The 25,997-nt window shown below is 41.5% G+C and carries 30 protein-coding genes, 4 tRNA genes, 1 other RNA gene and 1 riboswitch; of the genes, 27 read left to right on the top strand and 8 right to left on the bottom strand.

Annotated features, from left to right (window positions below; translation table 11 throughout):
* Positions 1-21: 21 nt before the first annotated feature.
* Genes coaBC through GM182_RS05100 form a run of 4 tightly spaced genes read left to right on the top strand, consistent with a single transcriptional unit; the run spans position 22 to position 4,589 of the window.
* Positions 22-1,230: a bifunctional phosphopantothenoylcysteine decarboxylase/phosphopantothenate--cysteine ligase CoaBC gene (gene coaBC / locus GM182_RS05115; RefSeq protein WP_449186044.1), complete on the top strand. Its 1,209-nt coding sequence runs from the start codon at positions 22-24 to the stop codon at positions 1,228-1,230.
* A complete protein-coding gene (lepA, locus tag GM182_RS05110; RefSeq protein ID WP_449186043.1) occupies positions 1,214-3,013 on the top strand; it encodes a translation elongation factor 4 in 1,800 nt (599 codons plus the stop codon). Before coaBC ends, lepA begins: the two co-directional genes overlap by 17 nt.
* Positions 3,010-4,128: a radical SAM family heme chaperone HemW gene (gene hemW, locus GM182_RS05105; protein WP_449186042.1), complete on the top strand. Its 1,119-nt coding sequence runs from the start codon at positions 3,010-3,012 to the stop codon at positions 4,126-4,128. The genes lepA and hemW overlap by 4 nt, the downstream gene beginning before the upstream one ends.
* Positions 4,119-4,589, top strand: a complete 471-nt coding sequence (locus GM182_RS05100; protein ID WP_449186041.1) for a hypothetical protein — start codon at positions 4,119-4,121, stop codon at positions 4,587-4,589. Before hemW ends, GM182_RS05100 begins: the two co-directional genes overlap by 10 nt.
* On the opposite strand, the gene GM182_RS05095 is transcribed toward GM182_RS05100, so the two are convergent.
* Genes GM182_RS05095 through GM182_RS05060 form a run of 8 tightly spaced genes read right to left on the bottom strand, consistent with a single transcriptional unit; the run spans position 4,584 to position 12,173 of the window.
* A complete protein-coding gene (locus GM182_RS05095; RefSeq protein WP_449186040.1) occupies positions 4,584-5,309 on the bottom strand; it encodes a CBS domain-containing protein in 726 nt (241 codons plus the stop codon). The two genes, GM182_RS05100 and GM182_RS05095, sit on opposite strands and share 6 nt — an antisense overlap.
* The gene (lipA, locus tag GM182_RS05090) at positions 5,275-6,189 is read right to left on the bottom strand and encodes a lipoyl synthase (protein ID WP_449186039.1); all 915 of its coding nucleotides are present in this window, start codon (positions 6,187-6,189) and stop codon (positions 5,275-5,277) included. The genes GM182_RS05095 and lipA overlap by 35 nt, the downstream gene beginning before the upstream one ends.
* 10 nt (positions 6,190-6,199) lie before the next feature.
* On the bottom strand, positions 6,200-6,712 hold the full coding sequence (locus GM182_RS05085) for a MogA/MoaB family molybdenum cofactor biosynthesis protein (RefSeq protein WP_449186038.1): 513 nt from the start codon (positions 6,710-6,712) through the stop codon (positions 6,200-6,202).
* Positions 6,709-7,365, bottom strand: a complete 657-nt coding sequence (locus GM182_RS05080; protein WP_449186037.1) for a hypothetical protein — start codon at positions 7,363-7,365, stop codon at positions 6,709-6,711. The genes GM182_RS05085 and GM182_RS05080 overlap by 4 nt, the downstream gene beginning before the upstream one ends.
* A gap of 2 nt (positions 7,366-7,367) precedes the next feature.
* Positions 7,368-8,123 (bottom strand): cyclic pyranopterin monophosphate synthase MoaC, encoded by a 756-nt coding sequence (locus tag GM182_RS05075; RefSeq protein ID WP_449186036.1) that lies wholly within the window; start codon positions 8,121-8,123, stop codon positions 7,368-7,370.
* A 4-nt stretch (positions 8,124-8,127) separates the two neighbouring features.
* The gene (gene moaA / locus GM182_RS05070) at positions 8,128-9,084 is read right to left on the bottom strand and encodes a GTP 3',8-cyclase MoaA (protein ID WP_449186035.1); all 957 of its coding nucleotides are present in this window, start codon (positions 9,082-9,084) and stop codon (positions 8,128-8,130) included.
* A complete protein-coding gene (locus tag GM182_RS05065) occupies positions 9,085-10,947 on the bottom strand; it encodes a substrate-binding domain-containing protein (RefSeq protein ID WP_449186034.1) in 1,863 nt (620 codons plus the stop codon).
* The gene (locus GM182_RS05060) at positions 10,944-12,173 is read right to left on the bottom strand and encodes a molybdopterin molybdotransferase MoeA (RefSeq protein ID WP_449186033.1); all 1,230 of its coding nucleotides are present in this window, start codon (positions 12,171-12,173) and stop codon (positions 10,944-10,946) included. Before GM182_RS05060 ends, GM182_RS05065 begins: the two co-directional genes overlap by 4 nt.
* Before the next feature lie 83 nt (positions 12,174-12,256).
* Between GM182_RS05060 and GM182_RS05055 the strand changes: the two genes are divergently transcribed.
* From GM182_RS05055 to dnaB, 23 genes are all read left to right on the top strand, one after another.
* Positions 12,257-13,108, top strand: a complete 852-nt coding sequence (locus tag GM182_RS05055) for an SDH family Clp fold serine proteinase (protein ID WP_449186032.1) — start codon at positions 12,257-12,259, stop codon at positions 13,106-13,108.
* Positions 13,108-13,812, top strand: coding sequence for a rhomboid family intramembrane serine protease (locus GM182_RS05050; RefSeq protein ID WP_449186031.1), 705 nt, complete (start codon positions 13,108-13,110; stop codon positions 13,810-13,812). Before GM182_RS05055 ends, GM182_RS05050 begins: the two co-directional genes overlap by 1 nt.
* Before the next feature lie 27 nt (positions 13,813-13,839).
* Positions 13,840-14,826, top strand: coding sequence for a tRNA (guanosine(46)-N7)-methyltransferase TrmB (gene trmB / locus GM182_RS05045; protein WP_449186030.1), 987 nt, complete (start codon positions 13,840-13,842; stop codon positions 14,824-14,826).
* Positions 14,827-14,838: 12 nt separating this feature from the next.
* Positions 14,839-15,013, top strand: a riboswitch (cobalamin riboswitch).
* 56 nt (positions 15,014-15,069) lie between these two features.
* Complete coding sequence (locus GM182_RS05040) at positions 15,070-16,275, top strand: ABC transporter substrate-binding protein (protein ID WP_449186029.1); 1,206 nt, start codon at positions 15,070-15,072, stop codon at positions 16,273-16,275.
* Positions 16,272-17,267, top strand: a complete 996-nt coding sequence (locus GM182_RS05035; protein WP_449186028.1) for a FecCD family ABC transporter permease — start codon at positions 16,272-16,274, stop codon at positions 17,265-17,267. Before GM182_RS05040 ends, GM182_RS05035 begins: the two co-directional genes overlap by 4 nt.
* Positions 17,264-18,010 (top strand): ABC transporter ATP-binding protein, encoded by a 747-nt coding sequence (locus GM182_RS05030; protein ID WP_449186027.1) that lies wholly within the window; start codon positions 17,264-17,266, stop codon positions 18,008-18,010. Before GM182_RS05035 ends, GM182_RS05030 begins: the two co-directional genes overlap by 4 nt.
* A gap of 73 nt (positions 18,011-18,083) precedes the next feature.
* Positions 18,084-18,398: a 50S ribosomal protein L21 gene (rplU, locus tag GM182_RS05025; protein ID WP_449186026.1), complete on the top strand. Its 315-nt coding sequence runs from the start codon at positions 18,084-18,086 to the stop codon at positions 18,396-18,398.
* 2 nt (positions 18,399-18,400) lie between these two features.
* Entirely contained in the window at positions 18,401-18,736 is a 336-nt protein-coding gene (locus tag GM182_RS05020; protein WP_449186025.1) for a ribosomal-processing cysteine protease Prp, read from the top strand.
* Positions 18,730-19,014 carry a 50S ribosomal protein L27 gene (gene rpmA, locus GM182_RS05015; RefSeq protein WP_449186024.1) on the top strand — a complete coding sequence of 95 codons (285 nt, stop codon included), beginning with the start codon at positions 18,730-18,732 and terminating at the stop codon, positions 19,012-19,014. Before GM182_RS05020 ends, rpmA begins: the two co-directional genes overlap by 7 nt.
* 6 nt (positions 19,015-19,020) lie before the next feature.
* Complete coding sequence (gene obgE / locus GM182_RS05010) at positions 19,021-20,310, top strand: GTPase ObgE (protein WP_449186023.1); 1,290 nt, start codon at positions 19,021-19,023, stop codon at positions 20,308-20,310.
* Complete coding sequence (gene nadD, locus GM182_RS05005; protein ID WP_449186022.1) at positions 20,297-20,863, top strand: nicotinate (nicotinamide) nucleotide adenylyltransferase; 567 nt, start codon at positions 20,297-20,299, stop codon at positions 20,861-20,863. Before obgE ends, nadD begins: the two co-directional genes overlap by 14 nt.
* Positions 20,864-20,868: 5 nt before the next feature.
* On the top strand, positions 20,869-21,216 hold the full coding sequence (gene rsfS, locus GM182_RS05000) for a ribosome silencing factor (RefSeq protein ID WP_449186021.1): 348 nt from the start codon (positions 20,869-20,871) through the stop codon (positions 21,214-21,216).
* 17 nt (positions 21,217-21,233) lie between these two features.
* Positions 21,234-21,592: RNase P RNA component class A (gene rnpB / locus GM182_RS04995), an RNA gene on the top strand.
* Between the two features lie 34 nt (positions 21,593-21,626).
* Positions 21,627-21,703: transfer RNA gene (locus GM182_RS04990), tRNA-Asp, on the top strand.
* 66 nt (positions 21,704-21,769) lie between these two features.
* Complete coding sequence (locus GM182_RS04985) at positions 21,770-22,510, top strand: ion transporter (protein ID WP_449186020.1); 741 nt, start codon at positions 21,770-21,772, stop codon at positions 22,508-22,510.
* A gap of 85 nt (positions 22,511-22,595) precedes the next feature.
* Positions 22,596-22,670: transfer RNA gene (locus tag GM182_RS04980), tRNA-Gly, on the top strand.
* A 17-nt stretch (positions 22,671-22,687) separates the two neighbouring features.
* Positions 22,688-22,764 (top strand) — tRNA-Cys (locus GM182_RS04975).
* A 14-nt stretch (positions 22,765-22,778) separates the two neighbouring features.
* Positions 22,779-22,853, top strand: a tRNA-Ala gene (locus GM182_RS04970).
* A gap of 65 nt (positions 22,854-22,918) precedes the next feature.
* A complete protein-coding gene (gene rpsF, locus GM182_RS04965; protein ID WP_449186019.1) occupies positions 22,919-23,272 on the top strand; it encodes a 30S ribosomal protein S6 in 354 nt (117 codons plus the stop codon).
* A gap of 11 nt (positions 23,273-23,283) precedes the next feature.
* Positions 23,284-23,826 carry a single-stranded DNA-binding protein gene (locus GM182_RS04960; protein ID WP_449186018.1) on the top strand — a complete coding sequence of 181 codons (543 nt, stop codon included), beginning with the start codon at positions 23,284-23,286 and terminating at the stop codon, positions 23,824-23,826.
* Positions 23,827-23,846: 20 nt separating this feature from the next.
* The gene (gene rpsR / locus GM182_RS04955) at positions 23,847-24,074 is read left to right on the top strand and encodes a 30S ribosomal protein S18 (RefSeq protein ID WP_449186017.1); all 228 of its coding nucleotides are present in this window, start codon (positions 23,847-23,849) and stop codon (positions 24,072-24,074) included.
* Positions 24,075-24,148: 74 nt separating this feature from the next.
* Positions 24,149-24,592: a 50S ribosomal protein L9 gene (gene rplI / locus GM182_RS04950; protein ID WP_449186016.1), complete on the top strand. Its 444-nt coding sequence runs from the start codon at positions 24,149-24,151 to the stop codon at positions 24,590-24,592.
* Positions 24,593-24,607: 15 nt separating this feature from the next.
* Positions 24,608-25,996: a replicative DNA helicase gene (gene dnaB / locus GM182_RS04945; RefSeq protein ID WP_449186015.1), complete on the top strand. Its 1,389-nt coding sequence runs from the start codon at positions 24,608-24,610 to the stop codon at positions 25,994-25,996.
* Position 25,997: the final 1 nt, after the last annotated feature.

The raw sequence follows: 25,997 nt of genomic DNA, 5'->3' as shown, positions 1-25,997 counted from the left end.
ATGAAAAAGGGGGCGTTAAAGGTGGATAAAAGGTGGGAAGGTAGACATATACTTCATGCTATAACAGGTGGCATAGCTGCCTATAAAGGGGCATATCTAACAAGTACTATGCATAAACTTGGTGCATCAGTGCAGGTGCTTATGACGCCTAAGGCAGAGGAATTTATTGGTTTTAGAACGGTGGAATCTCTTAGTGGAAACTTCGTTATGCGTGGTGATGACCATCCAGAGTGGAGACGGGCCTCTCATGTTGAAGCAGCAAAGTGGGGCGATGTAATGGTTATGGCACCACTTACTGCCAATACTCTTGCCAAAATGGTGTCTGGTATAGCCGACAATATTGTTCTTGATACGTACCTTGCCTTTACAGGACCAGTTGTGCTTGTCCCTGCTATGAATACGGCTATGTATGAACATCCCTCAACCCAGCGAAATTTAGAGATGGTATTGGCTTATCCCAAACATATAATGGTGCCTCCAGATAGCGGGTATCTTGCATGTGGTGATACAGGTAAAGGTCGTTTTCCTGAAATAGATAAGATTATTGATTATGTTGAGTATGCCATGGTGGAGCACAAACCTCTTCAGGGTAAAACAGTGGTGATAACGGCAGGACCTACACGACACTTTATTGATAATGTAAGATTTATATCCAACCCATCTTCTGGGAAAATGGGGTATGAGCTTGCAAGGGAAGCATGGATTCTTGGGGCAAATGTCATATTGCTTCTGGGTAAAGGTAGCCGTGTAGATGCACCTCATTTTGCGAGGGTAGAGTATTTTGATACAGCCTACGACCTTGTAGACTTATTAAAGAAGCACCTGCAACATGCCGATATGCTTATCATGTCCGCTGCCGTGGGTGATTTTATTCCTGAATATCATGAAGGTAAGCTCAACAGGCGTGAAGGTGATATGGTTATACATCTTTCTCCTGCTCCCGATGTTGTGAAGACGGTTAAATCTCTATATCCACATGTGTATACTATAGGGTTCTCTGCAGAGACAGCATCGGGTGTTGAGCGGGCTGTACAGAAGATGAATGATAAGGGTATAGATGCTATTGTTTATAATGATGTTTCTCGAAAAGAAATAGGCTTTGGTAGTGATTATAACGAGGTCTATGTTATATTTAAAGATGGTGCAAAGAGACATATACCATATGGTACTAAGCGAGATATAAGTAGAAGTATATGGCAAGAGGTGATAAAACATGTTTCCGATGGATAAGATAAGAACCTTTTCTATAATTGCCCATATAGACCATGGAAAATCCACGCTTGCAGATAGATTTTTGGAAAGGGCAGGAAATAAAAAGGCAAAGAATATAGAGCAGTATCTTGACCAAATGGACCTTGAAAGGGAAAGGGGAATAACAATTAAATCTCACCCTGTATCGCTTGATATAGATGGTTTTCGATTCAATATCATTGATACCCCTGGCCATGTAGATTTTTCTTATGAGGTGTCCCGTGCCCTTGCCTCATGTGAGGGCGCCCTTCTTGTTGTGGATGCCACCCAGGGAGTAGAGGCTCAGACACTGGCCCATGCATACAAGGCAATAGAAAACGATCTTGAGATTATACCCGTTATCAATAAGATAGACCTCCCAGCAGCTGACCCCGATAGGGTTAAACAGGAGATAGAAGACCTTATCGGTATAGATACATCAGATGCTATCTTAGTGTCTGCTAAGATGGGGTGGGGTATTGATGAACTGATAGAGGCTATAAAGGAGAGAATACCTGCTCCCAGCGGTGATACAGAAAAACCTCTGAGGGCTCTTATCTTTGATAGTAAATATGATAACTACCGTGGTGTTATTATCTATGTTCGTGTCTTTGACGGAGTGATACGCAAAGGCATGAAGATAAAGCTCATGGCAACAGGTAGTGAGTATGAAGTTAACGAACTTGGTATTTTTAGACCTGAGATGGTTCAGACAGATGAACTCGGCCCCGGTGAGGTTGGATGGGTTGCTGCCACAATTAAGAATATTCGCGATGCCCAGGTTGGTGATACGGTAACATCGGCCCAGAATCCTGCCAGTGAGCCGATTCCTGGTTTTAGAAAAGTTAAGCCCATGGTGTTTGCTGGTTTGTATCCTGTGGAGAGCGAGGATTTTGAAAAGCTTAGAGATGCCCTTCAGAAACTGGCATTGAATGATGCCGCTCTGTTTTTCCAACCAGAAAACTCACCGGCACTGGGTCCTGGATTCAGGTGTGGTTTCTTGGGACTTCTTCATATGGAAATTGTTAGGGAAAGGCTTGAGAGAGAATTTGACCTTGAGCTTGTTATTACAACGCCTAATGTTATTTATCGTATTACCAAGAAAAATGGTGAGGTTATAGAAGCACACAGTCCGGCGGATTTTCCTGATCCTGCTGAGATAGAACTCATAGAAGAACCTTATGTTAGAGGAGAGATTATTGTTCCCAATGACTATGTTGGACCTGTTATGCAGCTGGCCCATAACCGTAGAGGTATTATGGTGCATATGGAGTATCCATCTGAAAATAGGGTGCATCTGACATTTGACCTTCCGTATTCAGAGATTATTCTTGACTTCTTTGACCAGCTAAAATCTGTTTCACGTGGTTTTGCTTCCTTTGACTATGACTTTCTTGGCTATAGACCTGCTGATGTTGTCAAGGTAGAAATACTTGTCAACGGAAAACCTGTTGATGCTTTGTCGTTTGTTGCCCCCAAGGACTATGCAACACGAAGGGCGAGAGAAGTGCTCCTTAGATTGAAGAAAGTGATACCCAGACAGCTATTTGAGATAGCACTTCAGGCGAAAGTTGGCGGTCGTATTGTTGCCCGTGAGAATATCAGACCACTTAAAAAAGATGTGCTTGCTAAATGTTATGGTGGAGATGTTAGTAGAAAGAAAAAGCTGCTCCAGAAGCAAAAAGAAGGTAAGAAGCGTATGAAGAAATTTGGGCGCATTAGCATACCTCAGGAAGCATTCCTCGAGGTTCTAAAAGTTGATAGTGGGGGCAACAAAGATTGAGGCTATCTTTGTATATTCATATTCCATTTTGTCGTTACAAATGTGCATATTGCGACTTTGTTTCATATCCTTTGCTTAAGGAGGATATTGAAAAGCAGTATGTAGATAGACTACTTGAAGAAATAGACTGGTGGCATCAGGCATTGCCTGATGCCACCTTATATACAGCATATATTGGTGGAGGAACTCCATCAGCCTTACCCCTTTCTCTTCTTGAGAAGATTGTTGTAAAGGTGCGCAAGTGGGGAGGTCCTGTAGAGTTTACTGTTGAGGCCAATCCTGAAGATATATCCCGTGATTGGCTCTCCCATATCGTATCTATGGGTATCAACCGTGTATCTGTTGGTGTGCAAACACTCAGTGATGAACTCTTGTCTGCTTGGAACAGGAAACATACGGCTAAAGATTCTATCAGGGCAATCGAGTATCTTGCTAGTAGTGGTATTAATTTCAATGTGGATATGATTTATCCTACTTATCTGCCCTATGGCATATCTATGTCGTTTAGAAAAGACATTAAGACTATTGTGGCAATGAAACCAAACCATATGTCTGTGTATATGATGGATATACACGAGGGCACGCTGGCACATGCCCTTATTCGTGGTGGTAAGTGGGGGCCTGTAGAGGAAGATATTTTATATGAAGATATGGTATGGTTGTATAACTTTATGGGAGATATGGGATATCACCATTACGAGATATCAAACTTTGCACTATCTGGATATGAGAGCAAACATAATATTGTGTATTGGTATCAGGATTTCTATGTTGGAGTTGGAGTATCTGCATGGGGTTTTGTCAACTTTGTAAGATATGAAAATGTGCCTACAATAAAAGATTATCTTCAGGGTAGTATCCAGAGAAAACACGAAGTGGTAAAGGGAAAAGACCTTCTGACGGAGTATGGACTTATGGCACTCAGACTGATAGGTGAGGGTATTAGCCGTTTTCGCTGGGAGAGACTGGGAGGGAACTGGAGCATTCTTATAAGTAGGGCAATAGATATGGAGTGTGTACAGATTACTGATGATAGATTATTTGTAAAAGACAGTCCTGAGTGTATTATGCTTTCAAATAGCGTTATTGAGGAGATGCTTGAGCCATGGTTATAAATGGACTGATTGATATATCAATGACAGCTTTGATAGGCAGAATGACTACAGTAGCCTTTATAGGTGATGTTCCCATGTTTAGGCCTTTGTCTGAGAAGAAACTGCGATATACTCTGAAGAAATATTCTCCCGATGCTTTAGTGCTATTTATAAAAGGAAATGTATCAGATGATCTATCTACTTTGTTGGATATATATTCCCACATATGGCTTTTTGCCTATGACTATAATTTTCTAACAGAGTTTTACAGAGAGGTAGATGGGGTGGTATGGCTTGTTCCTTACGAGACCATGCTTGTAAATGATATTCCCAATATGTCTTTTCGCGTGTCAGAGGATGTATTTAACGCAAATAGAAAATGGTTTGTAGGTAAAGAAAAAAGGGTGGAAGTTGTCTCTCCCACCCTTAATGAGATTTTTCAGAATAAAGACGGTGTTCGTTATCGCAAATTTTGGCTATAGGAGTGGAATGAGGTCAGAAGCTGTGATAACACCTATAACTCTACTGGTTTCTTGACCTGTTTCGGTAACAATGAGCATACCTGTGGGATTTTCCTTAAAGAACTGTAGAATATCATCTACAGATGTTTCCTTATTTATGATGTGTGCCTCTTCAAGATATTCTTTGATATCTCCAATTTTTAAGTTCTCCCATCTTTCTACATTAGTGTTTGCTAACCTACCTATAAGGCCTTTTAGTGATAACATTCCTATGATACGAATACCGTCCATGACAGGAAGTTGAGAAAATCCCCTTTCCATCATTACTTCCTTGGCATAACCCAATGTGTCTGATACATCGGCAATAACTGGTCGGTTGCTAATAAGATGTCTTGCTTCCTTGGCGTTGTGCTTAATAAGCATTTCAAGTGTAGTAATGATAAATCGAGCTGTCTGTGGTTTTAGGAAAAAGCCTTTGGATGTATGTAGACAGGATTTAATGTCGCATATTTCCAATAAGGATTTTTTCAAATATTCATCTCGAATAAAACCTTTTTCAGCAAGCATTTCTACAAGTGTTTCCCCTTCAATATCCCCAGTATATTCAATACCATAATCTGGTGCAAAATCTCTCAGTAGGTTTTCGATGATACCGAGCGCCTTTCTGCCTGCTGTATCTGGTTCATCCATAAGCAGGTCTTTTACCTCAATTAGCAGCGGCATATATTTTTCTAGTTTCATGCGTATCCCCCCTTTTCATCATTATTATCTCATAACTCTCCTTAGCTTTGTAAGATGATCTTACTAGTGGACCAGAAACAACTACGGGGATACCTATAGACATACCATATTCTTCATATTCTTTAAATTCTTCTGGTGTAACGTATCTATGCACAGGCATTTGATGTTTAGATGGTCTGAGATATTGGCCTATGGTTACGATATCAACACCTGCATAGTACAGATCTTTTAATACCTTAAATACTTCATCTTTATTCTCACCAAGACCTACCATAAAGCCAGATTTTATAACGGCATTGGGGTAGTGGTCTTTAACATATCTCAGTATATCCAGAGATTGCTGATAATTGGCTCCGGGTCTAATCCTTCTAAATAATCTTGGTACAACCTCTATATTATGGTTCATTACATCTGGTTCGGCTTTCATCACAATATCTACAAGTTCCATATTACCCTTAAAATCTGGAATAAGCACTTCCACCTTTGCACCTGTTAACTCTTTAACCTTTCTTACAGTCTCCGCATAGTGGTGTGCTCCACCATCGGGTAGATCATCACGGGTAACTGATGTTATGACAACAAAGGATAATTCTAACTCCTTAGAAGCGAGGGCTACTCTCAAAGGCTCGTTTGGGTCAAGAGGGTCTGGTTTCCCCTTTTTAACGCTACAGTATCTACATGCCCTAGTACAGATATCGCCGAGGATAAGAAATGTGGCAGTGCCATCGGAATAGCATTTTCCTCTATTAGGGCATTTGGCCTCAGCACAAACAGTTGATAGATTGTATCTACCAAGCACATTTCTTACATGTCCATAGTCCTTGGTGATATGCATATGGAATTTAATCCAATCAGGTTTACGCATAATATCTTCTTTCACTTCCCTCACCTCACTCAATTTTGTATCCCTGAATAATAGGTATAGCATGCATGATGGCATTTTTTAAGGCAGGTATGATTTCCCGTGATGCTTTAGGTGAACCGGGTAGTGTGATAATGATAACCCCTTCTTGGCTTATACCGGCTACCGCCCGAGAAAGTAAGGCATGTGGGGTCTTAGACCACGAAATATATCGCATATACTCGGCTATACCGGGTAGTTCTTTTGCAATAAGGGGCTTTATGGCCTCTGGTGTAACGTCTCTAGGTGATACCCCTGTACCACCTGCTGTAAAAATCACATGGACACCTGCTTTAATGCCTTCTTCTGCTGCTTTTCTTATATCTTCTATATTGTCTGGTACGATAGACGTAAATATCAGTTGCCATCCAAGTTCTGCAAAAATTTCTTTCACTGTAGGAATGACTTTGTCCTCATATTCTCCTCTTGAAGCCCTATCAGAGCAGACAACAACGCCAGCCTTTACATCTATTCTGGGTATGTGATGATGGTGATGACTCATTTCCTAATCCCCCTTATGAGAAAAGCATGATCGGTAATGGTTCCTGAAGCATTGTTAAGGGCTTTGGCCATATGCATACCTATTGGATCAGGTACTATTTCTAGCCATAGATCACCTATAAGAAGCATATCATATTCTTTAACAATGACAGATTGTAGCCCAATGGCACCTGGTACTTCTGCATTGATAGTAAGTGGAAAAGTATCTCCCTCTTTTGCTTCGATATATACACCTTCTTCTGGCAGTGAGAGCACAGAAATTTCTTTGATATTATAGTTTTCTCCTGACATAATAATGTCCGATATATAAACATTCTTGGTAACACTTTTAAACATATCAAGAAGAGTTGTCAAGGATACAATATTTGCCAATATAGCAATAACTCCTGGACATCGTGTTGCCTCAATCCTTACATGAGAAACGATGTAATGTGGTTTGGGTTCATATGTAATATCGTATCTATTGATGATGGCGTCATCAAGCCAAGGTGCCAGCATATATCTATTTTTAATGGCATTTTCAGCGGCGAACTTTGCCGTTGAAAGGATGGTATCCAAATCACCCTTTGGTGTTGTGCTGATGACATCCTCAACATCTGGCCATACCAGCTTGCCCAAGCTTTCACCTGCTTTTAGTCTTGCCATCCCATTCATATCTATTCCTCCATTAACAGACTAGTGATATTATGTCCTGTTCTAATGACGGCTCTGTCACATCTGGGGGCTATCATTAAAAGGTAATGACCGTTATCATCTATTTCTCTGTAGGTTATTGTCATAACATGAGGTCCTATTTCTATATATCCTTTGGCACAATATAGATTGGTATTAGTAATAATAAGTGGATACGAATTATCTTTTTCTGCCATTTGTGGATAATTGGTAATAAAGAGAGGGTCTAGCTTTCCTATGCTGACAAATGGCTTGGTTTTTGTTCCAGACAACATAATGTTTTCTACTTTACCTATTTGTCGTTTTAGTGTTCCTGATTTCCCGCCCGATTTATAAAGGAGCATACTCCGCCTGATTATAAAGTGGTAGAATGCTCTATCTTGATGTGCTGCAAATGTCAGCGCATATAGTAAGCTACCTAAATAACCTTCAACTTCCATACCTGTGTACCAGTTAGCTCTAACAGTTGTATATATTTCAAATGCATCGCTTTCTAATCCTTGTGTCTCAGAACCTATGTATGTAAATGGAATAGGGTGGGTCATTGGGATAAACTGGGGTAGCAGCTTCGTTGCCGTTGTGCTAGTCAAAGAAGCCTTGACAAGTGATTCTTTAACATCTTTTATGGTTCTGCCTGTGTGTATAACTTCTGTAAATACCGTAGCCTTGCGGGCTGTAACATTCTTATCTGTGACATCTACCATGTGTGGTAATCCAGCTTTAATGTGCGTTGGCTTCACACTTTTACCCTCCTATGTTTCTCATTTCAACACTCCATGCTGCGTTGGGATCACCATGTTCTGGTTTTGCCTTTATCCCTTCTTTGAGAAACTCTATTGTTTCTTCCAGTCCTGCTCTTATTTTGTCCAGTCCTGGTAATTTTATCGGAGCAAACAAGCACGGATATATATTACCTCTACTGTCTATTCTAATACGATTGCACCTCTGACAGTAGTTCATAGAGAAAAAGGCTATAAAACCTACAATAGTGCCATCCTCCAGTTGGTAGTATGTGCTTGGTCCTTTACCGAGTTGGGCATCAACAGGGGTTAAAGGAGATATATTTTCTTCAATGTACTTTTTTAAGTCTGTGATTTTAAAGAACATATCATTCCATGTTTCCGTATCTATCTTGGGCATTAGCTCTATAAATCTTAGAGGAACATTGCGGGAACGAGCCAGATCCAGTAGGGCTGGTAGCTCTTTGATGGTAATGTCTTTCATGACAACAGTATTGAGTTTAACCTTAATACCTGCATCTATGGCATCATCTATACCCTTTAGTACAAGGTGAACAGCGTCTACGCCGGTGATGTTTTTAAATGTTTCTGGATTTACGGCGTCTATGCTGATATTGGCTGAAGTTAAACCGGCATCTTTTAGCTCTCTTGCATAAATTGACAGGTAATAACCATTTGTGGTAATGGCTATGTCATCTATACCGACATCTTTTATCATGGAAACAAGTTTTGGAAGCGGATGTCTAACAAGAGGCTCTCCGCCTGTTAGTCTTATCTTGTTAATACCTAAGTGTTTACCAGCTTCTGCTATGCGGGCAATGTCTTCAAACGAAAGTATGTCTTCTTTAGGTACCTTTTCAAATCCATGAGTGCCTGTTGTGCAGTATTTGCACATAAAATTACAGTGGTCTATAACCGATATGCGAATATACTCTATTTTTCTTCCTAAAGGGTCTACCATTTATTTAACCACCTTTCCACTGGCAGACACATCATAGCCACCAATTTCTTGCACTTTGGCCTGCCATTTTGTGCTTCTTAGCACGTCTATGATATTTTGGGCAAGTGCTTCATCACCTTCGGGTATGATTATATGATACTCCTCAGTATGCACAGGTACAAAGTCAAGGTCGAGAGCATCGGCAGCTGCTTTTATTCCAAGTCCTGCATCTGCCATACCTATGGCAACGGTCATGGCTACTTGTAAGTGCGAGAATCGTTCAAGCATGTAGCCATCAATCTCGCTGGGCGAAATACCATATTTCGCCAGAAGATAATCAAGTAACATACGTGTGCCCGAACCTTTTTCTCTGTTTACAAATTTTATTCGCCGTATATCTTCAAAGGACGATATATTTTTCGGATTGCCTTTTTGGACAATAAATCCTTGCTCTCGCTTTGCCATCAGTATAAGTTTGGCAGGTTTCTTTATAAAGGGTTTATTGTACTGACCCGTTTGTGGATCAAGCAGATGGGCACCTGCCAAGTACACCTGTCCTTTATTAAATGCTCCAATAGAGCCAAGTGAACCTTTTTTGGCGTAGGATACGAGTATGTTTTTCTCCCTTAGCAGAGATAGAAGCAATTTAAATGCCATATCATCACTTGCCATTGCCAGAAGAGGATGTCCACCTTTGACCTTAATAATCTCAACTTCTTCACCTGCTTTATATCCTTCACTGCCCTCTGGTATAAACAAATGTGCATTGGCCATGGTAATGGGAAATAGCTTACTGGAGCCACTACCTAGTGTAATAGCATGGTTTTTTTCATCGTGAGCTTTGCCTACGACAATACGGAGTAGTTCTGCTACACCGCCAGGTGATGGCACATGCACGCTGAGAGTTGCCTTTTCAGTTTGATGAGGTATTTCTTTGTCTTTGGGCATAAATACTTCTATTAAAGGTTTCACTATATGTTGAAGTATATAGTATGTAGCTGTTGGATATCCTGGCAGTCCTATAACAGGTTTGTTTTCTACTATACCTATTATTGTGGGTTTTGATGGTCTTATACGTATGCCGTGAACAAGTAGAGTGCCCATATTTTCTATCAGTGGAGCTATAAGGTCATGTTTTCCCCTTGAAGAGCCACCAATAAATAATACGATATCTGCATTTTGCAAACCATCTTTTAGTGCCTGAGATAGCTTATCTATATCATTGGGAACAGGGGAGTATATCTTGGATACTGTTCCTCCAAACCTTTCAACATACTGGGCTACCATGAGACTACTTGTCTCTGGTAAATCTCCCTCTTTGAGATCCCCTTCTGGGGCCTTCATTTCCTCACCCGTGGGTATGATAGTGACGCTTATAGGTTTGTAGACTTCTACTGTCTTTACACCAGCTGCTCTCATAAGGGCTATGTGCTCTGGGAGAAGATATGTGTTTCTCCACACAATAAGATCGTTTTTGATGACATCTTCCCCAAGGAAGCGAATTCCCTTGCCGACAGATATACTCTTGTGGAATACTAAGAACTCTCCATCTTCTAAAACATCTTCTTGCATATATACGGCATCTTCTTCGGGAAAGTAGACAGGATCTCCTGTATTGACATACCGGACACTATCTTTGGCAACCCTTATGGGGTTTGCCGTATGTGCCTCTTTAAATCTGTCACTTTTCACAGCATAGCCATCCACTGCAGCTGCAAGGAAGTGAGGTACGTTACGCTTTGCCCATACTTCTCGTGCAGATACTCTACCAATAGCCTCTTTTACTGGTATTTCTTCTATTTGGGGCTTAAGCATAGACTTTAACGTGTTTTCTACAAGAGATAGCACATTATCCCATGGGGTCGTATTATGAAATTTTTTCACAGTAACATCACCTCAACTTCCTCACCAGCAGATAGCCCTTCTTTTTCTGGTGGTATTCTTGCAAGACCATCTGCCATTGCAAGCGTATATGTTATTCCTGATTGGGTAATCATTGGTTCAACAGTAGGTGGTGATGTTGAGAAATCTAATTTTACCCTGAGATATTCTTCTATACCGGGTTTGCTGTAAACCTCTGTTTTCATAACCCCTCGTATAAAGACAAAGGGTGTTTGTCTATCGCTGCCTGATATATATTCTACAATGTTTGTACCTATGAGTTTGGCCGATACAAAGCATGAGGCAGGGTGCCCGGGAAGTCCCAATATCGGTTTTCCGCCAGCAACAGCCACTATGGTAGGTTTCCCGGGACTAATACGCAGACCATGAAACAGTATTTCACTTTTAGACATACTTTCTATGACAGAAACAACAAGGTCTCTTGTGCCGGCCGAAGAACCACCCGATAGCATGACAATGTCGGCTGTCTCCAAAGCTTCTTTTAAGGCTTTTTCCATTGCTTCTCGTTCGTCGGGAATAATGGTCGGGGAGACATTGAGGATTTCTCCCATATCTGCAAACAAGGACTTGAGCATAGGTCTGTTGGCATCACGCATTTTGCCAGGCCCGGGCTTGGTATCTGGTGGAACAATCTCATCTCCTGTTGAGAAGATGGCTATTTTGGGTTTTCTATACACTGTAACTGTTGTAATACCGGCATACGCGAGAAGCCCTATGTGTCTGGCGTGAAGTTTTGTTCCCTTAGAGATAAGAAGCATACCTTCCTTTATATCCTCACCCGGTTGTACGGTATTTTCACCGGGTGCTACACTGCGATACATTTCTACATATGGTGGTATTTCTTCAGTGTATTCAATCATTTCTACTGCGTCTGCCCCTTCAGGCAGTATTCCACCTGTGGGAATGTACATCGTCTGGCCTGGTGCTATTTTCTCTTTGGGGAGTTCACTAATGTGGATTTCTCCTATCTTAAGGAGCATTGCAGGTGTTTCAGGTGAAGCCCCCATTGTGTCTTCTGATTTGACAGCATATCCATCTACTGTGGAACGGGGTAATGGTGGAATGTTTTCTGAGCTGTAAATATCTTTGGCTAGTACTCTGCCCTTGGCTTGGAAAATACTAATGTCTTCTGTTTCTTTTATACGTGCAAACCTATGATAAGCAGGGGTTAGCCTTTCAGAAGGCGAAACCAAATATAAAAATGCCATACAAGCACCTCCTCTCGCTTAAATTATAAATCACGATATTAATCTGGTAGTAGACAGATAGAATACTTGTGGAGGTGATGAAAATGGATTTTATGAGTATGTTGTGGTGGCTTCTATTTATCTTTATGCTCATGGAGCCCGCTATGCAACAGTGGCATTTGCAGAATATGCGCAATATACTGTTGGCAAGACTTGAGAAAAAAAGGAAGAGTAGGGTTATTACCCTTATTCATCGACAAGAGACTATTTCCTTCTTTGGTTTACCTATTTCCCGTTTCATCAATATTGACGATTCCGAGGCTGTACTTTCCGCCATTCGTTCTACACCCGATGATGTTCCTATAGACCTTATTATTCATACCCCGGGAGGCCTTGTGCTTGCTGCAGAGCAGATTGCTAAGGCCCTAAAGAGACATAAGGCCCCTACCAGGGTTATTGTTCCACACTATGCTATGTCTGGTGGAACCCTAATAGCCCTTGCTGCAGATGAAATTATTATGGATGAAAATGCCGTCTTGGGTCCAGTAGATCCTCAGCTTGGAACTGAACCTGCTGCATCTATTGTCAAAGCAGTAGAGGAGAAAGGGGCAGATAAAGTAGACGATGCCACGCTGATTAAGGCTGATATGTCAAGAAAAGCCTTAAAGCAGGTCAAAGAGTTTGTCAAAGAAATGCTCCTCGAGCATTATACGGAGGATGATGCAGAGAGAATAGCTGACATCCTTTCTCAGGGTACTTGGACTCACGATTATCCACTGTTTAAGGAAACTCTTAACGAGATATTGAAACCCCAGCATGGAGGAGATGGAATCAAGATTAGCACCGATGTACCTACTGAGGTATACATGCTGATGAAGTTTTATCCTCAGCCTTCTAGCCGTCGACCCAGTGTTAGTTACATTCCCCATTCTACAGGAGATTGGAGGAATAAATAATGTTTCTGCTACCGCTGAGGGATATTAACCCCACCCGCAGGGCACCAGTTATGACTTATGTCATAATACTGGTGTCCTTTCTTGCTTTTTTCTTTGAACTATCCATGCCTGCTGATGCCCTTCAGGCATTCATACAAACACACGCGTTTGTGCCTGCTAAATTTTGGTATATGGTGAAGGTATTTGATATATGGGGAATATTATCAATGATACTTATCTCAACATTCCTTCATGGTGGGTGGATGCACATTATTGGAAATATGTGGTTTTTATATGTATTTGGGGATAATGTAGAAGATGTTATGGGACATCATATATATCTTTTATTTTACCTTTTTGCATCGGCAGTTGGTATGTTAATGCATGCATTGGTGTTTCCCACAAGCACAATGCCTCTTATTGGCGGTTCCGCTGCTATTTCTGGTGTGCTTGGGGCTTATATGATATTTTTCCCAGCATCGCCTATTGAAACTCTGTTGATTATTGGTATTTTCCCTGTTATTGTTTATATTTCTGCTTATTGGTATCTTTTCTACTGGATACTTCTTCAGCTTGTTAGTGGTATTGTAGACGTTATGAGTCCTGTTGCATACTGGGCACATGTTGGAGGATTTGTAGCAGGCTTGTGGATAGGTCTGGTTGTGAGAAATCATAGGCCTATTAGGTATAAATTTTATTCTGATAGAATTTACTACTATTACTAACATTTGATAGTTGTAGGAGGGGATGTTATGAACTTTCCACCACACCATCTGTATCTAAAGCCTCAGTACATGCCCATGCCTATTCCTTGGCATATGATGAAGCCTGATGCTACATCATTATTTGTTGAGTTGGGATTTGGTAGGGGAGAATATTTGCTGACACTATCTAAAGCTTTCCCCAATGCTCTTATTGTAGGATTTGAGGTGTCAATGACATCACTTCTAAAATCTGCATATCGGCTTCAAAGAGAGCAAAGAAATAATGTGAAAATGCTCCTCTTTGATGGTGTTTTAGGTCTTGCAGAATTTTTTGCACCAAACTCAGTAGATGGTGTGTATATGAACTTTCCTGTGCCTTGGCCTAAAAAAAAGCATGCCAAACGAAGGGTTGTTAGGGAAGATTTTTGGCATGTACTTGCCCGTGTGCTAAAGGTTGGGGGATATTTTGAACTTATGACAGATGTTGACTGGTATGCTGAAGAAGCACGGGAAAATGCTGAAAAAATTGGTGTTTTTTCTATAAAGCTAGAAAAAAATCCCAGCCGTAGAGTTCAGACAAAGTATGAACAGAAATGGCTTGCAGAGGGTAGAGATATATTCTTGGTAAGAGTTGTCAAGGATAAGGATTATGCAGATGATTATGAAAGATTGTTTATAAAGGGGGCTGACTATATGCCACATGCTCTAATAAAAAAGCCGTGGAAAGAGCTTCTTGGTGATATGAAGTCTTTAGAAGGTTTCAATTATAGACCTGCTGCCGATAAAGGCTATGGTGTTAGAGAAGTATTTTATAGAGATAGAGAAATATTGCTTCGTAGTTACACTATAGATAAGGGGTTTTTCCAATCATTCTATATATGGATTCGTCCAGAAGACAAAGAGGGAGAAGATGTATTTCTTATGAAGCTTGACCCACTGTCTTCTCCATTTAGAACCAAATCACTTATGAGTCTCATGAGACATATTAAGGATACTGTTGGAGATAAATTTGTTGTTAGGCACAATTTAGGTTAATATATGTTTTGTATAACCAAGCCATGGCAAGGTGCCGTGAGGCTTAATAGGGAAGCCGGTGAAAATCCGGCACTGCCCCGCAACTGTGAGGGGTTAAAAGCCCTTGTCAATATGCCACTGGGGAAACCCGGGAAGGCGACAAGGGTATGCCCTGAGTCAGGAGACCTGCCTTGCCATGCCGCGGAAGCCTCGCGTGGGGGTAAACCGGGGACCTCCACCAAATTTTAAAAGGAGGTGCTAGCTATGAAGAGAAAGCTGGCTATTTTCTTGTTATCTTTGCTTCTTGTTTCTTCTCTATTTATCACCAATGTGTACTCTGCAGTGGTTGTTGATGATGTAGGTAGAGTGGTGAGACTCTACAAAACCCCTAAGCGTATTGTGTCTACAGCTCCATCTATCACTGAGATTTTGTTTGCCATTGGCGCGGGTGATCGTGTTGTCGGTCGTACAGACTTTGATAACTATCCGCCTGAGGTGAAGAAAATACCAAGCATAGGTGGCTTTTCTACACCGAGTTATGAGAAGATTATTAGTCTTAGACCTGACCTTGTTATCTCTGCTAAATCTTTCCCTAAACAACTGTTTGACAAGCTTGCTGCCCAGCTTCCTGTGATGGTGCTTGATCCTCACTCTCTGAAAGATATAGCCAATGATATCCGTAAGGTAGGTATTGTAACAGGTCTATACAGAAATGCTCAGGGTGTTGCATTTAAGGTGGAAGCTATAGAAAGGGCCGTTAGGGCATTCACCGGTAATCATCAGGACAAAAAGGTATTCTTTGTGTTATGGTATAACCCTATTATGTCCACAAACAAGACAACATTTATTGGTCAAATGTTAGAGGATATCAAGGTTAATAATATTGCTTCCGATCTTCAGAGCCCTTGGCCTATGGTAAACCCGGAATATCTTTTGCAGAACGATCCAGATATTATCATCATGCCGAAAAATTCCATGGCATATGCAGGAAGACCTGCATTTCTTAATGAATTTCCTTGGAAAGACCTAAAGGCCGTAAAAAATGGAAATGTCTATTATGTCAATGATGATTGGGTGTTCAGACCAGGACCTCGCATTGTTTATGGTCTTGTTCAGCTGGCCCATATTGTTCAACCGACAACATTTAACAAGGAAGTTGTTGCTATAGGTCTTAACGATAGAGTCTATGCCAAGGCGTATTACAAGCATGAGCTGGGAGATGATAACGGGGCTGTCGCCGTGTATCTTAATGCCGAGGAAGGACGCACATATATTTCCAAAGATGGTGCGGAAAAGATATTAGGAGTAGAGATAGGTTCTGATTTTGTTGTTTATAAGGGTAAAACATGCAAAGTAAAGACTGATAATACGGGTATATATATCCGTCTAAGAGATGTTTTAAACTGCATGGGTATTAAAGATGTTGTATGGAATGGAGATTATAGAGAAATCTACCTCCTGCTACCATGAAAAATTATAGGCAAATAGCACTGATAGGAGGAGGCTTTGTCCTCCTCCTTTTTACCATGCTACTGGCTGTTTCTTATAGTAGCATAAAGCCTGGGCAGGCTATTTATATCTCTCCGTATGCTGCCATTGATGTATTTATTAAATGGTTATCTGGTGCTTCCTTTAATATCACCGATAAAATAGCTATATTTCGCCTTCAAAGGGTATTTGCTGCTGCCATTTCTGGTATGCTTCTTGCCATAGGTGGAACACTCTATCAAACTACACTCATGAATCCCCTTGTTGACCCTTATCTTCTTGGTGTTTCCGCCGGTGCATCTTTAGGAGCCGTGATAGCCTATCGTTTTCATCTTTCTGGTCCCGTATGGCTTTATGCATTTGTGTTTGCTATCTTGTCATTTGCATTTTCGTATGTCTTAGGTAGGGGCAATCGGTTAAAGATTGTTCTTTCAGGTGTTGTCATTTCATCATTGGTATCTGCAGGTATTACACTTGTTCTTATTATGTGGAATGATTCATTACATAATATCTTGGCGTGGCTTATGGGAAGCTTTGCCATGGCCGATGGAAAAAAGGTATTGCTTCAAAGCATTGTTCTTATCTTCGTTTTCATAGTTATTGTATCGACCCATAGGGTTCTGGATATTATGCTTATAGGTGATGAAGTAGCACATGGTGTAGGTGTTAATGTCTTTGTTTATAGACTTATATATCTTGTATTAGCATCCCTTGCTGCAGCCTTTGTTGCTGCATTCTATGGTATTGTGTCTTTTGTTGGACTCATGGCTCCACACCTTGCCCGTTTAATGGTAGGAGACAAACACTTATCTAAACTGCTTTTGTCCATGGAGATAGGTGCCATTTTACTTGTAGTGGGGGATTTCTTAAGCAGAGGTGTTATGTACCCTATGGAGATCCCTATTGGTGTATTCACCTCTGTTGTTGGTGGTGTGTTTTTCTTATACCTTGTTGTGCGTGGTGAATGGTTGTGAGTCTTATCCTGAAAAATGTATCATTTGGATACAAAAAAGATAAGCAGGTGCTTCACGATATTTCCTTAAATCTTGAGGGTGATATGTATCCTCTTGCCATTGTGGGGCCAAATGGTTCTGGAAAAACAACCTTGTTAAAGACAATTGTTGGCATTTATAGACCTCATACTGGAAAAGTGCTTATTGATGGAAAAAATATTCATCGCCTGTCGGCCAAAGAAAGAGCCTCTCTTGTCGGTGTGCTTTTTCCCGATAGGGCATATGCTGCGTCTGTTCCAGTAATAGATGTTATTATGGCCGGTATGTACAGATATATGAAACCTATAGGTGGGTACCCTCGAAATATCATTCGACAGGCCTACGATGTAATGAATACGTTAGGTATTACCCACCTTAAGGATAGATTGTTTTCTACTCTGTCTTCAGGAGAGAGACAGCTTGTTTTAACAGCGATGGTTATGCTTCAAAGCCCCAAGGTTATTCTTCTTGATGAGCCTACATCATTTCTTGACCCGTATCATCGATATATGCTTGTGGATATTATTCGTCTTCTTAGTGAAAAACATCAAGTTATTTTTACCTCCCACGATATAGAATTTGTGAAGGCTGTGAGCCACTTTGCAGTAGGTATAAAAGATGGTAAAATAATATACACGGGTAAGACAGATATGTTTTTACAATCGGCGTTTGAGAAGGTATTTGGTATACCTTTTACTGAGTATATAGGTGTCTTTGGGCTTTGATATGTTATACTTTTCTGGTAAAATAGCAGGCGATGTATACACTGTGAGATAGGTGAAAGGAGGAAGGGCGAGTATGTACGCAATAGTGGAAATGGCTGGCAAACAGTTTAAGATAAAAGAGGGTAAGCCTGTTGTCGTTCCTGGCTGGTGGGAGAAGGACGATTTGAAGAATGACATTAAGGTGCTCTTTTACAAAGATGACAATGGTCAGGTATATATGGGTGATCCTTATCTGCCATCTGTTAAAGTTGATTTTGATGTATTGAAGCAGTTTAGAGGTAAGAAGATTAGGGTATTTAAGTATCGTGCAAAAAGCAACTACAGAAAGCGCAAGAATATCAAACCTAGATACACTCTGATAAAGATTACATCTTTGGGAGCTGAATAATCTTGATAGAGGTCCTTGTCCTAACAGACAGAAATGGCCATATTAGAGAAATAACATTTAAGGGTCATGCTGGTATGGCTGGTACGGGCAAGGACATTGTATGTGCCGCGTATTCAACACTGGCACAGTATGTTGCTAATACACTCGTGAATATTTATAGGTCTAAGCGAGTAGAAATAGAATTAGAAGAAGGTTTTTTTAGGCTCTATGTAAAAGATTTACAGCTTGATGCTGTAGAGAAGACAATTATTAAGGGGCTTATTGAGGCTGCAGAGGGTATATCTCTGCAGTACAGACCCTATGTGAGATTTAGGAAGGAGGTAAGGGTGAAATGGTAATTAAGTGGAATCTTCAATTGTTCGCTCACCATAAAGGTGGTTCTTCCACCAAAAACGGTCGTGACTCCAATCCTAAGTATCTTGGTGTGAAGAGACACGATGGACAGATTGTTAGAGCTGGCAATATTATCGTTAGACAGAGAGGCACACGTTTCTATCCCGGCAAGAATACGTATCTTGGTTCTGATTATACACTTCATGCAGCAGTTGATGGCATTGTAAAGTTTACCCGTAGACGTGGTCGCAAGTATGTAGATGTTATTCCTCTAGCTGACTAATAGGATATGAGGTTTGCAGATCAGGCACAGATACATGTAAAAGGTGGAAAGGGCGGCGACGGGGCGGCTACCTTCAGAAGGGAAAAGTTTGTTCCCCGTGGTGGTCCTGATGGTGGAGACGGCGGAGATGGAGGGTCGGTTTACCTAGAAACCGACCCTTCTTTGCTAACTCTCCTTGATTTTCACTATGAAGATGAATTTGAGGCCGAGGACGGCCAACCTGGTAGAAGTAAAAAGCTTTATGGAAAGAAAGGTAAGGACATTATCATTAAAGTGCCTGTGGGTACTATTGTAAAAGATGCAGACACGGGAGAGGTTCTAGCTGACCTTAACCGACCGGGGCTGAGACTCCTTGTTGCCCGTGGTGGCAAAGGAGGTAGGGGTAATGTTCACTTTGCCACCCCTACGCGGAGAGCTCCTAAGTTTGCAGAGAAAGGTTATCCCGGTGAAGAGAGAGATCTTATTTTGGAATTGAAGCTCGTCGCCGATGTTGGCCTCGTGGGTCTTCCCAATGCCGGTAAATCTACGCTAATATCGCGCCTAACTGCGGCTCATCCTAAGATAGCCGACTATCCTTTTACAACCCTTGCCCCGGTGCTTGGTATTATGGACCTTGGAGATGGCAGGTCTGTGGTGATTGCCGATATGCCCGGTATTATTGAGGATGCCCATGAGGGTAAAGGTTTGGGACTTGAATTTCTTAAGCACATTGAGCGTACAGGACTGTTAACATATGTTATAGATGCCTCTGGCTTCGATACACCTCCAGAGGAGGCATTGGAGATTGTCAAAAAAGAACTTGAAGAATATAACCCCGAACTTGTAAAAAGACCGTCTATACTTGCGTTTAATAAGATGGATGTATTAGCATACGACGAAAATGCCAAAGAAAGGCTTCTGGATATAGCGAGAAAGCATGGTTTTAAAGATGAAGATGTTGTTTTTGTATCAGCTGTCACAGGCGAAGGTCTTGATGACTTGAGAAGACTGATTCGTTCTAAGGTTGAGGGACATGTATTTAAACATTATGGTAAGAAGCCTGAGGAATACGAGCTTATCAAGCTACCACCTGTTCCCTTTTACACTTATGAGATTGAGAAAATTGGTGAAGGTGAATGGAAGGTTACAGGGCCTATTATTAGATATCTCATGTCATATGACCTCAACAACACAGCTAGCTTCAACTATGTTATGCACTGGCTCAAGAAACTGAGAATAGAGCAGGAACTTCGCAAACGAGGTGCTAAAGAAGGAGATACCATTTGGTTGGAGGGTAAAGCCTTTGACCTCTTCTAAACGCAGGGCTATATTGGGAGGTAGATTTGATCCTATTCATATGGGGCATATTGAAATGGCATATATAGCCCTATCTACAGGTCTTGTCGATGAGGTGGTTTTTGTTCCAACGGCTGATCCCCCACATAAGTCTGTTGAAGTTTCCTACAGTCACCGATTTGAAATGGTAAAGCTTGCTATTGAAGGTATAGAAGGATTTTCTGTGGCCGATTGGGAGAGAGACGAACGGTATGCTATTAATACATGGCACCGCCACGCCACTGATAGGGATTGGTACCTTCTGGGTAGCGATAGCTTTAACACTATTCTGTCATGGTATCACTTTGATGACATTGTTAGGGATATGCGCTTTATGATTGTTCCGAGACTCTGTGTGCCTATTAGAAGAGACCTTCTGTCTATTGTAAAGGCATTTACTATAACGATGCCATGTTATATTGGAATATCTTCTACCGATATTAGAAGAAAGTTACTAATGGGACTTCCATTAAAGGGGCTTTTGCCCGATACTGTTATAGACTATATACATAAACATAACTTATACAGGAGGTGAATGTTTTGGAACTAAAGGAGCTTCTTGACAATGTTGTCAAAGTTCTTGATGACAAGAAGGCAGAGGATATTAATATCATGCATGTAGCACCGGCTACTAATATTGCCGATTACTTTGTTGTCTGCAGCGCTAATTCTCCTATACATGCCGATGCATTAATCTCTGAACTTGAAGATTGGCTTGATGTTAGGGACATTGAATATCACTCTGAGGGAGACCCCACATCTTGGAAGCTTATAGATATAGGACCTATTATTGTACACATCTTTACTCCGGAGGCAAGAGAGTACTATAAACTTGAAGAGTTTTGGGATAAGATGCTTAGGCTGGCTGAATATAAACAGTCTGAGTAAGGTATATATAAGAGGTCCCAGTGAGAAAGGTGCTCGCAGCAGGTATAACCTGCTGAGGAAAGTCCGGGCTCCACAGGGCAGGACACCGGGTAACACCCGGCCGGCGCGAGCCGAGGGAAAGTGCCACAGAAAATATACCGCCTCACCCTTGTGGTGGGGTAAGGGTGAAAAGGTGGGGTAAGAGCCCACCGCTTCTTCCGCGAGGAAGAAGGCATGGTAAACCCTGTCCGGAGCAAGGCCAAATATGGGGGCAGGTTGGCCCGACCAATGCCCCCGGGTAGGCTGCATGAGCTATCCTGTAAAGGATAGCCCAGATACATGAGCACCACCTTCCCTATGGGAAGGTACAGAACCCGGCTTACTTCTCACTGGGACCTTTTTTGTGTATAATATATGTGCGATATATAGGTGGGGACGTGGTGTAGGGGCCTAACACGCCGGCCTGTCAAGCCGGAGATCGCGGGTTCAAATCCCGTCGTCCCCGCCACTTTTATTTTTGAACCTCTTAAACTTTGCTTGCTCATGTTCCATTTCCGGTTGGGTGGTGATGGTTGTGAGCAAAGAGAAAATATTTTACTACTTAGAAATAAGTACTGACGAGCCGGTAGATAAGTTCTTTGCCGTTCTTATTATTACAAATGTTATAGCTGTTATTATTAGTACTGTTGATTCCATTTACTATAGCTATCGTATGTTCTTTGACTCATTTGAGACATTTTCTGTTTTTGTTTTTACTGCGGAATATATCCTCCGTTTGTGGTCGTGTACTGTGCATCCAGATTACTCTCACCACATATGGGGCCGTATAAGGTATGCTTTAAAACCTCTTGTTATTGTTGATCTGCTTTCTATTCTTCCGTTTTATTTACCCCTTTTGTCTGTCGATTTGCGTATTTTGAGGATTCTGCGAATTTTTCGTATATTGCGTATCTTAAAACTTGAAAGATATTTTAGGGCTATGTCTCTTATTGTAAGGGTACTTAAGAAAACTATGGATGAGCTTGTTTCATCAATGATTGCTATAGGTATACTCCTTATCATCGTTGCCAGTCTCATGTATTACATAGAACCGGAAACTTTTCATAGTATTCCTGAAGCTATGTGGTGGGGGATAGTAACACTTTCTACTGTAGGTTATGGAGATGTTTATCCGCAGACGGCATTGGGTAAGATTGTTGGTTCTATTTTGGCTATATTGGGTATTGGTCTCTTCGGTTTACCTGCTGGTATTCTCGCATCTGGTTTTATAGAAGAACTTCGAAAGAAAAATGAGGAAGATTTAGTTTCCCAGTAGAGGGAAAACCCTCCCGTTGACAACAATATATCTCTGTGGTATCCTATTAAAGCAGTATGTTATTTATACTGAAACATGGTATGGAGCGGGTGTAGCTCAGGGGTAGAGCATCAGCTTCCCAAGCTGAGGGCCGCGGGTTCGAATCCCGTCACCCGCTCCATGGGCAAGGTTTAGTGAGGCGGCGTAGCCAAGTGGACAAAGGCGGGGGACTGCAAATCCCTTATTCGCGGGTTCGAATCCCGCCGCCGCCTCCATTTTGTTATGGTGTGGGGATGTAGCTCAGTGGGAGAGCGCCTGCTTCGCAAGCAGGAGGTCGCGGGTTCGACTCCCGTCATCTCCACCATTCCCTGCTTCGCCGCAGGGCGAAGCCGAGGAAGAAAAAAACTCGTCCGAAGGGAGGTATGTTGAGTGAGACGTATTTATGAGCTTATGATTTTGGTCAAGCCCGTAGAAGAGGGTAGGTACAAAGAGATTAACGATTGGGTACTTGAGAGAATTAAAGAGTTTGGTGGAGAACTTGTTGAGCCAGTTGATGAGTGGGGTAAGCGTAAGCTTGCTTATCCAGTGGAGAAATTTAAAGAGGGCTATTACACTGTTTTTCTGTTTGCACTTCCACCAGAAAACCTTGAGGAGTTCAAACATCTTCTTAAGATTAATGAGGATATTCTCCGCTTTATGCTTCTGAGAAAAGAGAAACTGGAAAAGAAGTATAAAGATAAGCTTGTTCCTTCTGCTGAGACTACAGAAGAGTCTGCGGAGTAAGGTGGAGCGTTATGAATGCCAACAACACAGTGGTTCTTGTTGGTAGGGTAGCCAGTCAGCCCGATATCAGATATGTGGGTACTACCAAGAAATTGACTTTTCGTATTGCTGTGAAAAAATCTTTTAAGAGGCAAAATGACGATGTAGATGCCTATTTTATTCCCATTGCTGTATGGGGAGGAAGGGCTGACGGTCTTGAAAAGCTCATTGCCAGTGGGGTATTCCAAAAAGGAACACTCGTGTCTGTTGTTGGTGAGCTGAGGGTGGATTCCTATGAAGACCGTAGTGGTATACGCCGTAAGAGTATAGAAGTAGCAGCCGATAGTGTTCAGATTCTTTCAACATCTGGTAATGCTGCTAGACCAGAAGTGATAGAAGAGGAAGAAGATATCATCAAAGAGCTTGGTGATATAGATAAGGACATCGATGCTCTGGATTCATTTGAGGAGTCAGTATCACCTCGCAAAGAGGTTGATTCATTTGATGATGATATTCCAGATTTTCCCGATGATTCATTTGACGATGACTCGTTTGATCCAGATGTTCTTCCATAAGAAAGAAAGGAGGGATTTATATGGCATATAGAAGAAAAAGAAGAAAGATGAAAACATGCCCATTCTGCATGGAGGGTATAAGAGAGATAGATTATAAGGATGTGGGTAGACTGAAGAAGTATCTAAACGATAGAGGTAAGATCATTCCCAGAAGAGTAACTGGTGTTTGTGCTTTCCATCAGAGGAGTCTTTCTCGCGCTATTAAGCGTGCCAGAGAGATGGCTCTTCTGCCATACCTCATTGTGTAATAGTGTAAAATAAAAACAAAAAAACTGATATAGGGAGGTGAGGGAGGGCACCCATATGGGTGTCCTCTTTGCTTATGAAGGTATTACTGACCAAAGATGTTGCAGGACTGGGTTCAAGAGGACAAATTGTAAATGTATCTGAGGGTTATGCTGTTAACTACTTGTTTCGAAGAAAATTGGCTGTGCCTGCCAATGAGGGCATTATTAAGGAAGTAGAGAAGAAACAAAAGGCAAAGAAGGCTAAAGAAGAGAAGAAGAGACAGGCTGCCCTTGAGATTAAAGAAAAGCTTGATGGCATGATTCTGGAAATTAGAAGAGAAGCCGGTGATAGTGGAAAATTATTTTCTGCAATTACCAGTAAAGACATTGCTTCTGAACTAAAAAATAGAGGATTTGACATTGAGAAAAAGCAGATAGAGTTGAAAAGACCTATCAAACTGTTGGGAGATACTCCGGTAAAGGTTAAAATATTCAAGGATATTTCGGCAGAGATTGTTGTCAGGGCAACTAAGGCATAAGGGGAGTGTATCTATATGGCTGATGTGCCTGTTCAAGGGCTTCCTCATGATAGTGAGGCAGAGTGGGCAATTCTTGCACTTACACTTACAGATCCTCAGAGACTGGAGGAGCTGGTATCTCGTCTTGATGAGGACGCATTTTATGAACCTATACACAGAGAGATATTTCGTGTTTTTAAGAAAATACACGAAAACAAGCAAAGCTTATCTCTGCCTCGTATAAAGGAATACTTATCCCGAGAAGGAAAGTATACCCAGGAGATCGAAGAGGTATTGCTTAACATGTCTGTGAGGTATACTCTTGCCGATGTGCCAATGTTGTGGGATGGATACCTAGATATTGTTGTTGAGAAGGCTATGCTCCGCCGTATTGCTGAGGCAGGTCGTTCTCTAATAGAGTTAGCCAAGCAGTATGACAACATGCCTGATCGTACAATGAAAAAAATCATAGATGAAGCAGAGAGGAAACTCTTCGAGCATCTTGGTGACAGGGAACTGGGTAGTGCTGTTCATATTATGGAGGCTGTCAATGAATTTGTTTCTTATGTTGAGCAATTTGACAATGCCGATCATGCCCATAGTCTTGTTATTCCCACAGAGATTCCCGAACTAGATGATATTCTTAATGGTGGATTGGGGCGCTCTGACCTAATTATTGTGGCTGCCCGTCCATCTGTTGGTAAAACTGCACTTGCACTTCATATAGCTCTAACAGTGGCACGGCATTATGGAGTGCTTTTTTTCTCACTCGAAATGCCGGCAGTGCAGATTGCTGCGAGGGCTATATCCAATGTTGGTGGTTTTAATGCTATGGCTGTTATGCGCCGTGGTTTTAGAAATGATGATGAAGCAAGAAGGCTTGGCATTGCATTATCTCAGCTGGAGAAGCTTGAATTTTATATAGATGATACCAGTGCTTTGACAGTGTTTGATATTAAGAGCCGTGCACGAAAGCTTAATACGAAACTCCCCGATGACAAGAAGTTAGGACTTGTTGTAGTAGATTATCTTCAGCTTATCAAGGGTACAAGGGGAAATAGGTCTAACCGTGTACAGGAGATAGGTCAGATGACAATGGAGCTCAAACAACTAGCCCGTGAGCTGGATATACCTGTTATTGTTGTTTCCCAGTTATCTCGTGAGGTAGAAAAGAGACAAGATAAAAGACCTATGCTTTCTGATCTTCGCGAATCTGGTAGTATTGAGCAAGATGCCGATGTCGTTATTCTACTGTATCGTGAGGATTATTATGAGCGTGATGAAGAGATCGCACATAGTAATGTGTCTGATATTTCTCTAGATATAGCGAAAAATAGGCATGGTAGAACTGGCGAAATTAAGTTAAAATTTGATAGAAACGCTATGCACTTCTACACTGTAGAAGCCCATACACCTGGGAGGTGAC

Source organism: Zhurongbacter thermophilus (assembly GCF_026184435.1).
Classification (GTDB): Bacteria; Coprothermobacterota; Coprothermobacteria; order Coprothermobacterales; family JAADFF01; genus JAADFF01.
This window is presented reverse-complemented; position numbering and strand designations above follow the sequence as displayed.

Excerpts from the sequence above, each read along its gene's own strand:
- GM182_RS05100 (WP_449186041.1), top strand. The coding sequence starts at position 4,119 with ATGGTTATAAATGGACTGATTGATATATCAATGACAGCTTTGATAGGC.
- moaA (WP_449186035.1), bottom strand. The coding sequence starts at position 9,084 with ATGGTAGACCCTTTAGGAAGAAAAATAGAGTATATTCGCATATCGGTT.
- rpmA (WP_449186024.1), top strand. The coding sequence starts at position 18,730 with ATGGTAATTAAGTGGAATCTTCAATTGTTCGCTCACCATAAAGGTGGT.
- GM182_RS05040 (WP_449186029.1), top strand. The coding sequence starts at position 15,070 with ATGAAGAGAAAGCTGGCTATTTTCTTGTTATCTTTGCTTCTTGTTTCT.
- GM182_RS05085 (WP_449186038.1), bottom strand. The coding sequence starts at position 6,712 with ATGAGTCATCACCATCATCACATACCCAGAATAGATGTAAAGGCTGGC.
- GM182_RS04960 (WP_449186018.1), top strand. The coding sequence starts at position 23,284 with ATGAATGCCAACAACACAGTGGTTCTTGTTGGTAGGGTAGCCAGTCAG.
- obgE (WP_449186023.1), top strand. The coding sequence starts at position 19,021 with ATGAGGTTTGCAGATCAGGCACAGATACATGTAAAAGGTGGAAAGGGC.
- GM182_RS05035 (WP_449186028.1), top strand. The coding sequence starts at position 16,272 with ATGAAAAATTATAGGCAAATAGCACTGATAGGAGGAGGCTTTGTCCTC.
- rplI (WP_449186016.1), top strand. The coding sequence starts at position 24,149 with ATGAAGGTATTACTGACCAAAGATGTTGCAGGACTGGGTTCAAGAGGA.
- dnaB (WP_449186015.1), top strand. The coding sequence starts at position 24,608 with ATGGCTGATGTGCCTGTTCAAGGGCTTCCTCATGATAGTGAGGCAGAG.
- GM182_RS05095 (WP_449186040.1), bottom strand. The coding sequence starts at position 5,309 with ATGAAACTAGAAAAATATATGCCGCTGCTAATTGAGGTAAAAGACCTG.
- GM182_RS05060 (WP_449186033.1), bottom strand. The coding sequence starts at position 12,173 with ATGGCATTTTTATATTTGGTTTCGCCTTCTGAAAGGCTAACCCCTGCT.
- GM182_RS05050 (WP_449186031.1), top strand. The coding sequence starts at position 13,108 with ATGTTTCTGCTACCGCTGAGGGATATTAACCCCACCCGCAGGGCACCA.
- GM182_RS05055 (WP_449186032.1), top strand. The coding sequence starts at position 12,257 with ATGGATTTTATGAGTATGTTGTGGTGGCTTCTATTTATCTTTATGCTC.
- lepA (WP_449186043.1), top strand. The coding sequence starts at position 1,214 with ATGTTTCCGATGGATAAGATAAGAACCTTTTCTATAATTGCCCATATA.
- rplU (WP_449186026.1), top strand. The coding sequence starts at position 18,084 with ATGTACGCAATAGTGGAAATGGCTGGCAAACAGTTTAAGATAAAAGAG.
- rpsR (WP_449186017.1), top strand. The coding sequence starts at position 23,847 with ATGGCATATAGAAGAAAAAGAAGAAAGATGAAAACATGCCCATTCTGC.
- trmB (WP_449186030.1), top strand. The coding sequence starts at position 13,840 with ATGAACTTTCCACCACACCATCTGTATCTAAAGCCTCAGTACATGCCC.
- GM182_RS05080 (WP_449186037.1), bottom strand. The coding sequence starts at position 7,365 with ATGAATGGGATGGCAAGACTAAAAGCAGGTGAAAGCTTGGGCAAGCTG.